Source organism: Devosia indica (genome assembly GCF_003056405.1).
GTDB classification, from domain to species: domain Bacteria; phylum Pseudomonadota; class Alphaproteobacteria; order Rhizobiales; family Devosiaceae; genus Devosia; species Devosia indica.
Genome location: NZ_PYVZ01000001.1, coordinates 180,708 through 192,426, shown reverse-complemented (window position 1 = coordinate 192,426; position 11,719 = coordinate 180,708). Strand labels below are relative to the sequence as shown.

12 protein-coding genes are annotated in these 11,719 nt (G+C 62.1%); 6 read left to right on the top strand and 6 right to left on the bottom strand.

The window, feature by feature from the left end; genetic code table 11:
• Positions 1-94: 94 nt before the first annotated feature.
• Complete coding sequence (gene rirA / locus DDE76_RS00880; protein WP_104892360.1) at positions 95-550, bottom strand: iron-responsive transcriptional regulator RirA; 456 nt, start codon at positions 548-550, stop codon at positions 95-97.
• 193 nt (positions 551-743) lie between these two features.
• Between rirA and DDE76_RS00875 the strand changes: the two genes are divergently transcribed.
• Positions 744-1,058 carry an integration host factor subunit alpha gene (locus DDE76_RS00875; RefSeq protein WP_245891752.1) on the top strand — a complete coding sequence of 105 codons (315 nt, stop codon included), beginning with the start codon at positions 744-746 and terminating at the stop codon, positions 1,056-1,058.
• On the opposite strand, the gene DDE76_RS00870 is transcribed toward DDE76_RS00875, so the two are convergent.
• From DDE76_RS00870 to DDE76_RS00855, 4 genes are all read right to left on the bottom strand, one after another.
• Positions 1,049-2,236 (bottom strand): ROK family transcriptional regulator, encoded by a 1,188-nt coding sequence (locus tag DDE76_RS00870; protein ID WP_104892358.1) that lies wholly within the window; start codon positions 2,234-2,236, stop codon positions 1,049-1,051. The genes DDE76_RS00875 and DDE76_RS00870 overlap by 10 nt on opposite strands.
• Positions 2,237-2,457: 221 nt before the next feature.
• Positions 2,458-3,396, bottom strand: coding sequence for an aldo/keto reductase (locus DDE76_RS00865; RefSeq protein WP_104892357.1), 939 nt, complete (start codon positions 3,394-3,396; stop codon positions 2,458-2,460).
• Positions 3,393-3,905: a hypothetical protein gene (locus DDE76_RS00860; RefSeq protein WP_104892356.1), complete on the bottom strand. Its 513-nt coding sequence runs from the start codon at positions 3,903-3,905 to the stop codon at positions 3,393-3,395. Before DDE76_RS00860 ends, DDE76_RS00865 begins: the two co-directional genes overlap by 4 nt.
• Positions 3,902-4,294 carry a VOC family protein gene (locus tag DDE76_RS00855; RefSeq protein ID WP_104892355.1) on the bottom strand — a complete coding sequence of 131 codons (393 nt, stop codon included), beginning with the start codon at positions 4,292-4,294 and terminating at the stop codon, positions 3,902-3,904. The genes DDE76_RS00860 and DDE76_RS00855 overlap by 4 nt, the downstream gene beginning before the upstream one ends.
• Before the next feature lie 227 nt (positions 4,295-4,521).
• Here DDE76_RS00855 and DDE76_RS00850 point away from each other — a divergent pair, with 227 nt between their 5' ends.
• The 4 genes from DDE76_RS00850 (at position 4,522) to DDE76_RS00835 (ending at position 9,758) form a co-directional block, all read left to right on the top strand.
• Positions 4,522-6,102: an ABC transporter substrate-binding protein gene (locus DDE76_RS00850; protein WP_104892354.1), complete on the top strand. Its 1,581-nt coding sequence runs from the start codon at positions 4,522-4,524 to the stop codon at positions 6,100-6,102.
• 72 nt (positions 6,103-6,174) lie between these two features.
• A complete protein-coding gene (locus tag DDE76_RS00845) occupies positions 6,175-7,155 on the top strand; it encodes an ABC transporter permease (RefSeq protein WP_104892353.1) in 981 nt (326 codons plus the stop codon).
• A gap of 3 nt (positions 7,156-7,158) precedes the next feature.
• The gene (locus DDE76_RS00840) at positions 7,159-8,118 is read left to right on the top strand and encodes an ABC transporter permease (protein ID WP_198650788.1); all 960 of its coding nucleotides are present in this window, start codon (positions 7,159-7,161) and stop codon (positions 8,116-8,118) included.
• Entirely contained in the window at positions 8,118-9,758 is a 1,641-nt protein-coding gene (locus DDE76_RS00835) for an ABC transporter ATP-binding protein (protein ID WP_104892352.1), read from the top strand. The genes DDE76_RS00840 and DDE76_RS00835 overlap by 1 nt, the downstream gene beginning before the upstream one ends.
• Positions 9,759-9,836: 78 nt before the next feature.
• Here DDE76_RS00835 and DDE76_RS00830 read toward each other — a convergent pair whose 3' ends face one another.
• A complete protein-coding gene (locus tag DDE76_RS00830) occupies positions 9,837-10,871 on the bottom strand; it encodes a Gfo/Idh/MocA family protein (protein ID WP_104892351.1) in 1,035 nt (344 codons plus the stop codon).
• Positions 10,872-10,954: 83 nt separating this feature from the next.
• On the opposite strand from DDE76_RS00830, the gene DDE76_RS00825 reads away from it, so the two are divergent.
• On the top strand, positions 10,955-11,680 hold the full coding sequence (locus DDE76_RS00825) for an SIMPL domain-containing protein (RefSeq protein ID WP_157955599.1): 726 nt from the start codon (positions 10,955-10,957) through the stop codon (positions 11,678-11,680).
• Positions 11,681-11,719 lie beyond the last annotated feature (39 nt).

Genomic DNA, 11,719 nt, shown 5'->3' with positions numbered 1-11,719 from the left:
CAGGCCCCAAGGGGTCACAGCGCCATGGACGCAATCAACCATGCTAAAACATGATTGTCAAACTCATATTTGAGTTTTGTTATCAGATTTTCGGTCAGGCCGCGTTGACGGCCTCGTCTGCCGTCAGACCGAGCCTTTCGCGGATCGAGCGCTTCTTGCTGGCCAGATCAGCAATGGTGTGCCGGTTCAGCACCTCGAAAAACGCGCCCAGCGCTTCGCGCAGCGCCCCATTGAGATCGCATTCGCCGATCAAGGGGCAGTCCGAGCCGTCCTCGAAGCATTCCGCCAGCGCGAAATTCTCTTCGGTCAGCCGGATGGTTTCAAGCAGGGTAATATCCTGGGCGGGCTTGCCCAGCTTGATGCCGCCATGCCGCCCGCGCACGGTTTGCAGCAGCCCGTTTTCCACCAGCGGCTTGATCAGCTTGAATAGAAACAATTCCGAAATGCCATACGCGCGCGCGATTTCGGCCACCCGGCTCAAACCCGGCTCGTTGACAGCGCAATAGACCAGCGTACGGATGGCATAGTTGGATTGGCGGGTCAGTCTCACTGGAAGCCTTTCTGCTGCGTCGCGCGAGCACTTTTGGGCTGATGGCCCTCATGAACGTTGCCGCTAGCTTATAACCATTCTAAAAAATGTCAATTTATCCTGAAGCGCAGGATCATGTTTTTTGTGATCGCGTGCGGCACTGGACAGCCGTTTATCTTCCTCCTATGAATTTAATGGGGCGAGGAGGTTTGGAGTGGATAAAACAGTCACCCGAGCCATGTTAGGGGAAAGCGTCGCCGACGCGACGGGCCTGTCGCGTCACGATGCTGTCCAGATCGGCGAACGCATGTTCGAGTTGATCGGTGATGCCCTAAAACGTGGCGAGTCAGTCAAGCTAAGTGGGTTTGGAACGCTGGATGTGCGTTCCCGCGCCGAGCGGATTGGTCGCAATCCCCGCACTGGCGAGGAGCACCGCATTGCGCCGCATCATACGGTCGTACTGATCCCCAGCGCCCGGCTGCGTGATGCGCTGGAACCGGCACGGGCCGCAACCAAGGTTCAAAAGTAGCGCCTGTAGAGCGGCAATTCTGCAGCGCCAATGGCAGGAGACAGCTTGCCATGCTGGCCATTGACAACGCGGGGCTGCTTGAAGCCGCGTGTCGCGAACCGGCCCATTTCGACTTGCAGGCGCTCCGCCAACTTGGCCCCAATCCCAGCGCCCAGCTCGGTATCAAGGACCACCAGCGGCTGCTCAAGGATCATGCTGGCATTGTGGACCACCTGCGCCAAGGCTTGTGCCGCCTCCCCAACCCATGCCTCGACATGGGGCGCCATTGCGACTAGGTCCCAGTTCGCCACCGGCCCTTCAGCCTCTGTAAAGCCCGCGGCGGCGAGCCGGGCGCGCAGGGCGAAGAGCGAGGCGACCTGGTGCGCCAATTGCGGCGCTCTGCCGTTCACGTGGACGAGTCCAGAGCCCAGATCGACGGCGTGGCCGGTCGCGCCTTCCCACAGCATCCCATCGCTCACCATGCCGGCCAGCAGCAATTGCGAAACCATCAGAAAGACGACATTGGCCGGTCGCGGCGGCGCTAGCGCAATCAGTTCGGCCCAGCATCCGGCATTGCCGTCATTGATCTGGGTGATCTCAAGTCCGCTGCGCCCCGCTAGCTCGGCGACAGGGTCGATCTCGCGCCACCGCTTCACCTGCTCGGGCGGCGCATTGAAAAGGTCCAGATCAGTGGTCAGCGAACCGGGTATGGCCAGGCCGATATCGAGCAGCCGCGACCGATGGTGCTGCGGCAAGGTACGGCGGAACGTCTCGACAACGCTGCCGATACGGTCGAACAGCGAGGTGGCGTCGGGATAGGCGTGGTCTTCATGGTGGTGCTGCAGGATGTCGGCATGCATATTGATCAGCACGACATCAAGATGCCGCCAGCCGATCTCCACGCCGATTGCAAAGCCCCCATTCTCATGCAGAAGAATCGGTGTGGCGGGTTGTCCGCGCCTACCCCGCAAAACCGGCCCACGTACAATCAGTCCCTCCCGCTCAAGATCGATCAGAATGGCGGATACCGTCTGCGGCGCCAGGCCTGATAAGCGCGAGATCTCGGCATTCGAGGCGCCCGAATTAAAGGCGACGACCGTGAGCACGGTCTTTTCATTGGCACGCCGCACGCCCGTGTGGCGAACGCCGCGCCGGCCGGCAACAAACACGTCGCGCGTCGGCTCCAAATCTGAAGACATCTTGACAGGACTCCTGCCGGGACAAGACGAGCCTGCGGCCAATAGATAGTGTATTCTGGTTCAGGACCGGCCCGGCTGAGTATCGCTCCGCAGCTTTGCGACAACTTCACCTCGCAATGCCAGTAATCGCGATCTGTCGTCAAGTCTGAGGCGCTGTTCAATTTTTTAGGGCTCAATCTGTAGCGCTTTTGCTGTTTTGCGCCGTGCGGCCCATTTGCCGTTCACCGCCCGCTATCGTTCAGCAGTTTTTCTGCTTCTGCGCTTAGCTTGAGGCGCACCCCGCGCGCCAAGCTCTCGACCTGTTCGACCGAGGTGGCTGAGGCAATCGGTGCGCTCACACCGGGTTGAGCCACCAGCCAGGCCAGGGCCACCTCGGCAGGCGTTGCGTCCGTTTCGGCGGCAACCTGATCGAGCGCGCCCAGAATGCTCAGGCCCTTGGCGTTGAGGTATTGTCCGGCCCCGCTGCCTCGCGCCGACTGTCCCAGATCATCCTGACTGCGATACTTGCCTGTCAGAAAGCCCGAGGCGAGACTGTAATAGACAATCGAGCCGACCTCGTTCTCGATGAGATAGGGGCGGAGCGCATCGAATTCGGCGCGGTCGTAGAGATTGTAGCGCGGCTGGGTCACCTCGTAACGTTGCAGCGATTTGACGATCGCGGTCTGTTGCGCTTCCCGCATCATGTCGGCGCTGTAGTTCGAGGCGCCAATGACCCGCACCTTGCCCGCCCGGATCAAGGTGTCATAGGTCTCCAGCGTCTCCTCGTGGCTGGAGTCGGCGTCAGGCCAGTGGCTGAAATAGAGATCGACATTGTCGGTCTGCAGCCTTTTGAGAGACGCTTCGATGCCTGCCTTGATCGCGTCGGGCTTCAGCCCGCCCTGCTTCCTGCCCGAATTGACCTTGGTGAAAATATGCACCTTGTCCCGATTGCCCCGTGCCTTCAGCCACTTCCCGATGATCGTCTCGCTCATGCCAGGCGGGTTGCCCGGCACCCAGTTGGGGTAACCTTCGGCGGTGTCAATCGCGGAAAACCCTGAGCCGACATAGGCATCGAGAACGTCGAAGCCCCGTGCTTCATCGACCGTCCAGCCAAACACATTACCACCCAGCACCAAGGGTTCGATCACCAGTTCGCTGCGGCCAAGGGGGCGACGATTCATTGTGCTTCTCCATTGTTCTCTGGTGGGTCAACGTCTGCCGACCCGAATTGTTCGGCTGTTGGCACGCGTGGCGCACACCAATGCAAGGCCTCTACGATCGATCGGAAGGATCCGGACAGGTCGATAAAGGCGAACGCCCCATCCATATCGGCTTTGTGGCGCAGATAAACAAACGTGCCTTGACGCAATCCATCCAAAAGCCAGCCATCCAGGTCATCCATACGCGCGCCATAGGGCGAGGAGCCGGCAATGGCATCAAGCTGCCTTGTTTCCCGATCCAGAGTCATTTCCCAAGTGCCGCGGTCACCTGAGGGGCGGCTCGTATGGACATGCACGCCGACCGCGTAGTCATCCTCGCAGCGGACGACAAGGCAGGCAAAATTATCCGCATTGCTCTCGCGCGCACAGCCCATGCTGGCCCGGTCGCCTTCTCCGGGCAAGGGGGAATGGTGCCAGCCGGGCTGTTGTCCGGCGGCCGGGCTCACGCAGAACAGAGCCAGGCCAATCAACGCTGCGGTTCGATGAGGTCCCATTTGTTCCCGTAAAGATCAACAAAGACGGCGACCGTGCCATAGGCCTCGCGCCGTGGCTCTTCGAGAAAACGCACACCATTGGCCTGCATGCGGGCGTGGTCGCGGTCAAAATCGTCGGTTTGCAGAAACAGCATGACCCGTCCCCCGGTCTGCTTGCCGATTACCGCCTCCTGGTCTGGACCATCGGCCTTTGCCAGCAACAGGCGCGCACCGTCTCCGCCCGGTGGCGCCAACACCACCCAGCGCTTGCCAGGTGCCAGCGGCGTATCTTCGAGCAGCGTGAAACCGACCGTATCGCGGTAGAATGCAATGGCCTCCTCGTAGTCGGCGACGACCAGGGCGATGGTGGCGATGGACTGTATCATGCACGCAGATGAGGCCGCGCCGGGGCAGGGGTCAAGAGCCTGCAGAGCCAGCCGAACGGATCAGTCAGGAACCGTCCATTTCTGTGGATTGCCAATTTACCGGCGATAGCATTGACCAAACGGTCAACGATTCCCGTTGCGCTCCTGTTAAATCTACGCTTTGGTGTCGCCCAAGCCACCTTTGGGCAACCATTGAGATGGCGTTTTCAAGGAACGGGAGACTATTCATGCACACTTCACTGACCCGCATCGCGGCGGTCCTGATCGCCTCGACGATGCTCGCCGGTGTTGCCCAGGCCGAGACGGTCCGCTGGGCGCGTTCGTCCGATTCGCTCACGCTGGATCCGCATTCGCAGAACCAGGGCGTCACGCATACTTTCGCCCATCACATCTATGAAACCCTGATGTGGCGCGATACCGAAGGCACGCTGATCCCGCGCCTGGCAACCGAATGGTATGTCAAGGACGGTGATCCGACCGTCTGGGTGTTCAAGCTGCGCGAAGGCGTCAAGTTCCACGACGGCGCTGACTTCACCGCCGAGGACGTGGTGTTTTCGCTCGACCGCGCCCGCTCGGAAGGCTCCAATCTCAAGCAGCTTCATGCCGAAGTGGCAGAAGTGCGCGCCGTGGACGACTACACCGTCGAGGTGCAGATGGTCGGCCCGAGCCCGCTTTACCCGAACAACGTCACCAACACCTTCATCATGGACAAGACCTGGTCCGAAACCAACAACGTCCAGGAAGTCCAGGATTTTGCCGCCGGCGAATCCAACTATGCCGTTCTCAACACTAACGGCACCGGCCCCTATATGCTGACCTCGCGCGAGGTCGACGTGCGCTCCGTGCTCTCCGTCTTCGACGGCTGGTGGGGCGAGGCGCCTGAGGTAACCGAGATCGTCTATTTGCCGATCGCCGACAATGCCACCCGCATTGCTGCCCTTCTTTCGGGCGACGTCGATATCGTTCAGGACGTCCCGGTTCAGGATATTGAGCGCCTGCAGAATTCGCCCGGCTTCAAGGTCGAAACCGGTCCGGAAAACCGCGTGATCTATTTCGGCTATCGCTTCGGTGACGAGCCGCTGCGCTCCTCCAACATCACCGACAGCAACCCGTTCGACAATCCGCTGGTGCGCGAAGCCATGGAACTGGCGCTTGATCGCGATGCCATCCAGCAGGTGGTGATGCGCGGCAACTCCATCCCGACCGGCGTGGCAACCCCGCCCTTCGTCAATGGCTGGACCGAGGAACTCGACCAGTATCCCGCTCCCGATGTGGAACGCGCCAAGGAACTGCTGGCTGAAGCCGGCTACCCCGATGGGTTCTCTGTGACCCTGGACACACCGAACAACCGCTACGTCAATGACGAAGCCATCTCCACAGCCTATGTCGGTATGTTGGGTCAGATCGGTATCGATGTGACGCTGGCCTCGCGCCCGATTGCTGAGCACAGCCCGATCATCCTGGGCGATGAGACCGACTTCTACCTGCTTGGCTGGGGCGTTCCGACCTTCGACAGCGCCTATATCTTCAACGATCTGGTGCACACCAAGAACGAAACGCACGGCACATATAATGTCGGCGGCTACTCGAACCCGGAACTGGATGAGAAGATCATCTCGCTGGGCACCGAAACCGACCTCGAAGCACGCAATGCGACCATTGCGGAGATCTGGGAAGTGGTGAAGGCCGACCGCGTGCTCCTGCCGGTGCATAACCAGACGCTGGCCTATGCCATGCGCGAGGATATCACCCTGCCGGTGCACCCGGAAAACCAGCCCAACATGACCACTGTCGTGTTCGCCGAGTAAGCGTCCTGCAATCCTGAACCGCCGCGCGGAGTCGAACCCCGCGCGGCGGTTCTCAGTTATGGGGGGCCCAGTATGCTGGCCTTCATTGCGCGACGGCTGTTTCAGTCCGTTATCGTCATGCTTGCGGTGGCTTTCATCGCCTTCATGGTCTTCCGTTATGTTGGCGATCCGGTCAGCTCCATGCTGGGCCAGGATTCGACGCTGGCCGACCATGCGGCGCTGCGCGAGCGCCTGGGGCTCAACGAGCCCTTCTACATCCAGTTCTTCAGCTTTGTCGGCAATGCTCTGCAGGGCCAGTTCGGCATCTCCTATCGGCTGCAGCAGCCGGTGAGCCAGCTCATCATGGAGCGCCTGCCGGCCACCATCGAACTGGCCTTCGCCTCGGCCAGCATCGCCCTGGTGCTCGGCGTTGTTCTGGGTATCTACACTGCCCTCCGGCCCCGCGCCTTTTCCACGGGCGTCATCATGACCGCCTCGCTGATCGGGGTGTCATTACCCACCTTCCTGATCGGCATTGGCCTGATCTATGTCTTTGCGGTCGAACTCAAGGTCCTGCCTTCCTTCGGGCGCGGCGAGGTGGTGGATCTGGGCTGGTGGCGCACCGGTTTCCTCACCGAATCCGGGTTGCGCTCGATCATCCTTCCGGCCATTACCCTCTCGCTGTTCCAGCTAACGCTGATCATGCGGCTGGTGCGCGCCGAAATGCTCGAGGTGCTGCGCACGGACTATATCCGCTTTGCCAAGGCCCGTGGCTTGAGCCAGCGGGCGATCAATTTCGGCCATGCCCTCAAGAACACCATGGTCCCGGTCATCACCATCACCGGCCTGCAACTGGGTTCGGTCATCGCCTTTGCCATCATCACCGAAACTGTCTTCCAGTGGCCTGGCGTGGGCTCGCTCTTCGTCAACTCCGTTGCCGTCGTCGACGTCCCGGTCATGGCCGCCTACCTCGTCTTTGTGGCGCTGGTTTTCGTGGTCATCAACCTCATCGTTGATATTCTCTATTTCATCGTCGATCCGCGCCTGCGCGACGGCGCCAAATCCGGGAGGTAGTCGGTGACCGATCTGCCCCATTCCCCCGAGCAGCCCGTCGTGGCGGCCAAGACGTCGCGCTGGCGGACCTTTCTCAAGTCCGACATCGTCTGGTCCTACCGGCATTCGCCGGTCACCATCGTCGCCTCGATCGTAGCGCTGGTGCTGATCCTGATGGCGGTGCTCGCCCCCTGGATTGCCCCCTACAACCCGTTCAATCCGGCCACGTTGAACCTGATGGACGGCTTCACCCCGCCCAATTCGAATTCCTTTGCCGGGCGCTACTTCATTCTGGGCACCGACAATCAGGGCCGCGATGTGCTCTCGACCATCATGTATGGCTCGCGCGTCTCGCTCTTTGTCGGCTTCTCGGCCACGCTGTTCGCCATGGTCATGGGGGTCGGCCTTGGTCTGGTCGCCGGCTATCTGGGTGGTATCTGGGATGCCGTCATCATGCGCGTCGCCGATGTGCAGCTGAGCTTTCCGGCCATCCTGATTGCGTTGCTGATCTTCGGCGTCGCCCGCGGCCTGATTCCGCCCAACCAGCAGGAGGGCGCGGCCATCTGGGTGCTGATCCTGGCCATCGGCCTGGCCAACTGGGCGCAGTTCGCCCGCACCGTGCGCGGCGCCACCATGGTCGAGCGGCAGAAGGATTATGTATCCGCCGCCCGCATCCTGGGGGTGAACCCGTTCATCATCCTGCTGCGCCACGTGCTGCCCAATGTGATGGGCCCGGTGCTGGTCATCGGCACCATCGGGCTGGCGCTGGCCATTATCGAGGAAGCCACGCTCTCCTATCTCGGTGTCGGCGTGCCGCCCACCCAGCCCTCGCTCGGGACGCTGATCCGTATCGGTCAGCAATTCCTGTTCTCCGGCGAATGGTGGATCCTGCTCTTCCCTGCGGTCACCCTTGTTCTGCTCGCCCTGTCGGTCAACCTTCTGGGTGACTGGCTGCGTGACGCCCTCAACCCGAAGTTGCGCTGATGACCGAGCCAGTACTCTCCATCAAGGACCTTGTGGTCGAATTCCCCTTCCGCAACGACGTCTTCCGCGCGGTCAGCGGGGTCAGCTTCGACATCATGCCCGGCGAAGTGGTCGGCGTGGTGGGCGAGTCGGGAGCCGGCAAATCCATGACCGGCTCGGCCGTCATTGGCCTGATCGAGCCGCCCGGCCATATCGCATCCGGCGAAATCCGCCTCAAGGGCGAGCGGATCGACAATCTGCCCGAAGAAGCCAAGGCCAAACTGCGCGGCAGGCGCATCGGCATGGTCTTCCAGGACCCGCTCACCAGCCTCAACCCGCTCTACACCATCGGCGAGCAACTGATCGAAACCATCCGCACGCATCTGCCGCTCAATGAGGCCGAAGCACGCCAGAAGGCGATCGATCTGCTCACCGAAGCCGGCATCCCCAAGGCGGCCGAGCGCATGGAGAGCTATCCGCACCAGTTCTCGGGCGGCATGCGCCAGCGCGTCGTCATCGCACTGGCCATCGCGGCAGAACCGGAACTGATCATTGCCGACGAGCCGACCTCGGCGCTCGACGTGTCGGTGCAAGCCCAGATCATCAAGGTGCTCAAGAAACTCTGCGCCAATCACGGTGCGGCGGTGATGCTGATCACCCACGATATGGGTGTCATTGCCCAGACGGCCGACCGCATGGTGGTGATGCATCAGGGCACGGTGGTCGAAACCGGCACGGTGGGCGACATCATTCGCCGCCCGCAGGAGCCCTATACGATCAAGCTGATCAACTCGATCCCGACCATCCAGCGCCAGGCCGGTGATGTGGCCCCTGAAGCGGCCGCCAATGACGACGGCGCCTATGTGCAGGTCAAGCACCTGGTGCGCGACTTCGAGATCGGCGGCGGTGGCTTCCTCAAGCTCCTGCCCGGCAAGGTCGAGATGTTCCGCGCCGTCAACGATGTCAGTTTCGCCATCGAAAAAGGCAAGACCTTCGGCCTTGTGGGTGAAAGCGGATCGGGCAAATCCACCTGCGCCAAGATGATTGTCGGTCTGCTGCGTCCTTCCTCGGGGCAAATCACGGTCGATGGCCATGATATCTGGGCTGGAGGGGCCGGGCATAAGGAGCGGCGCAAGCGGGTGCAGATGATCTTCCAGGACCCCTATGCCAGCCTCAATCCTCGCTGGCGGGTGGCCGACATCATCGCCGAACCGATGCGGACCCTGGGCCTTGCCCGCAACCGCACCGAGGTCGACCACCGCGTGGCCGAACTGCTGACCCGGGTGCGGCTGGACCCCTCGGTCATGCGCAAGTTCCCGCATGAATTTTCCGGCGGCCAGCGCCAGCGCATCGCCATCGCCCGGGCCCTGTCCAGCCAGCCCGAATTCATTGTCTGCGACGAGCCCACCTCGGCGCTCGACGTTTCGGTGCAGGCCCAGGTGCTCGACCTGATGCAGGAATTGCAGGACGAATTCGGCCTGACCTATCTGCTCATCAGCCACAACCTGGCAGTGGTGCGGCAGATGTCGAGCGCGGTCGGGGTGCTGCATAATGGTGTGCTGGTTGAAAAGGGCCCAACCGACGCCATCTTCGACAATCCGCAGGCCGACTACACCAAAATGCTGCTCGACGCCGTGCCCGATATTTCCCGGGTGGCCTGACGACACTGGCGGCCTCGCTTCGTGCCGACCTCTCCCCTAAGGGGAGAGGTGTGCGTCCGCGGCCACCGCTATTTCAAGCTATACCTCCACCCTTTTCCCTTCCTTCCCCGAGCGGATCAGGGCGTCGATGAGCCGGTGCACGTTGAGCGCCGTGTGACCTGTCGAGACCGGCTGGCGGCCCTGCTGCACGGCATCGGCGAACTCGGCGATCTGGGCCATATGCCAGTCGAATGGGAACGCCATCGGGTCGGCGCCGCCGCCGGACGAACTGGCTTCACCCACGGTCTCAGTCTGCCCGTCAAACCGGTTCAGCGTCAGATTGCCCCCGGTCAGCGTGGCGCTGGCCTTGCTGAAATTGAGCGTCAGGCTTTCGGGCCCACCCGGAAAATTGGCGGTGGTGGCCATCAGCGCGCCAACCGCGCCATTGATAAATTCCATGCCCCCGGCCACGAAATCCTCAGTTTCCATCTGGTGCAGTCCGGTCGTGGCGGACAGGGCCGTCACCGCCTTGACCGGGCCGGTGAGGCTGAGCATGAGGTCGAGCGAATGGATCGCCTGGGTGATCAGCACGCCGCCGCCATCCTGGGCGAATGTGCCGCGACCCGGCTTGTCGTAATATCCTTCTTGCGGGCGCCACCAAGGCACGACCAGATGCACGGCCTGCAAATCGCCCAAAGCGCCGCTCGCCACTTTTTCGGCCAGGGCCTTTGAGGCGGCGCGGAACCGGTGCTGGAAAATAATGCCCAGCGTCACACCGGCCTTGCCGCAGGCGGCAACGATGCGCCCGGCCGCTTCAGTGGAGCGCTCCACTGGCTTTTCCATCAGCACATGCTTGCCTGCCTTGGCGGCGGCAGCCACGATTTCTTCGCGGGCATTGGGCGGGGTGAGCACCAGAATGGCGTCCACCGCCGGGTCGGCCAGCAGGGCCTCGTAGCTCTGGGCCGCGGGGAGGTCATATTCGGCGCAGAACTGGTCAAGCTCGGCCCTGTTGCGTCGCCACACGCCGCGCACGGCGACCTGGTCCTTGAGCGCGTTGAGCGCCAGGGCGTGCGGTTTTGCCGCCATGCCGGCGCCCACCACGCCCAGCCCGAAAATCCTGTGTTCATGCGCCATTCAGCCAGCTCCTCCTATGCCATTGTCGCGCCATGATCGCGGCGCTCAACTCCCCGCCAGGGGATATTCGCGGAGGGACTAGCATGAAAATCGTCGCAATTGTTGCCGCAGTTTTTCTGGCGGCCGGCATGGCGCTGGCCGGCTGGTTTGTCGGTACTTCGCTGGTAGAAAGCCGCCAGCCGCTGCGCGTGGTCACGGTCAAGGGGCTTTCCGAACGCGCCGTCGAGGCCAATCTGGGCTTCTGGCCCATTCGCTTCGTGGCCACCGGCCCGACCCTGCAAGCGGCGCGGGCGAGCCTTGAAGCCTCCGAGGCCTCGGTGCGCGAATTCCTGTCCGAACGCGGCTTTGCCGAAACCGAAATCCAGGTCCAGAACGTGCTCGTTGAAGACCGGGCGGCGGGCTACAACGCCAACGCCATGAACGACGAATACCGCTTCGTGCTGACCGAGGATTTGCTGGTCACCACCGACCGGGTGCAGGATCTGGCCGAGGCGAGCCGTTCGGTCGCCGATCTCTTGCGCCAGGGCGTGGTGTTCTCCTCCGACGCCTATAGCGCCGGGGCCAGCTTCGTGTTCACCGGCATCAACGACCTCAAGGGTGAAATGCTGACCGAAGCCACCCAGCGCGCCAAGGAAACCGCCGAACAGTTCGCCGCCGAATCCGGGGCGCAGGTCGGCGATATCCAGACCGCCAATCAGGGCGTGTTCGAAATCCTGCCCGCCGTTGAGATCCCCAATGACCGGCCGGAAAAGCAGATCGACAAGAAGGTGCGCGTGGTCACCACCATCACCTATTTCCTGGTCGACTGACATTGCCAAGACCCTTTGCCGCCCGACGCGTGCGCCTGC

Coding starts and splice junctions, on each gene's coding strand:
- DDE76_RS00845 (WP_104892353.1), top strand. CDS start 6,175: ATGCTGGCCTTCATTGCGCGACGGCTGTTTCAGTCCGTTATCGTCATG.
- DDE76_RS00850 (WP_104892354.1), top strand. CDS start 4,522: ATGCACACTTCACTGACCCGCATCGCGGCGGTCCTGATCGCCTCGACG.
- DDE76_RS00830 (WP_104892351.1), bottom strand. CDS start 10,871: ATGGCGCATGAACACAGGATTTTCGGGCTGGGCGTGGTGGGCGCCGGC.
- DDE76_RS00835 (WP_104892352.1), top strand. CDS start 8,118: ATGACCGAGCCAGTACTCTCCATCAAGGACCTTGTGGTCGAATTCCCC.
- DDE76_RS00865 (WP_104892357.1), bottom strand. CDS start 3,396: ATGAATCGTCGCCCCCTTGGCCGCAGCGAACTGGTGATCGAACCCTTG.
- DDE76_RS00870 (WP_104892358.1), bottom strand. CDS start 2,236: ATGTCTTCAGATTTGGAGCCGACGCGCGACGTGTTTGTTGCCGGCCGG.
- DDE76_RS00855 (WP_104892355.1), bottom strand. CDS start 4,294: ATGATACAGTCCATCGCCACCATCGCCCTGGTCGTCGCCGACTACGAG.
- DDE76_RS00825 (WP_157955599.1), top strand. CDS start 10,955: ATGAAAATCGTCGCAATTGTTGCCGCAGTTTTTCTGGCGGCCGGCATG.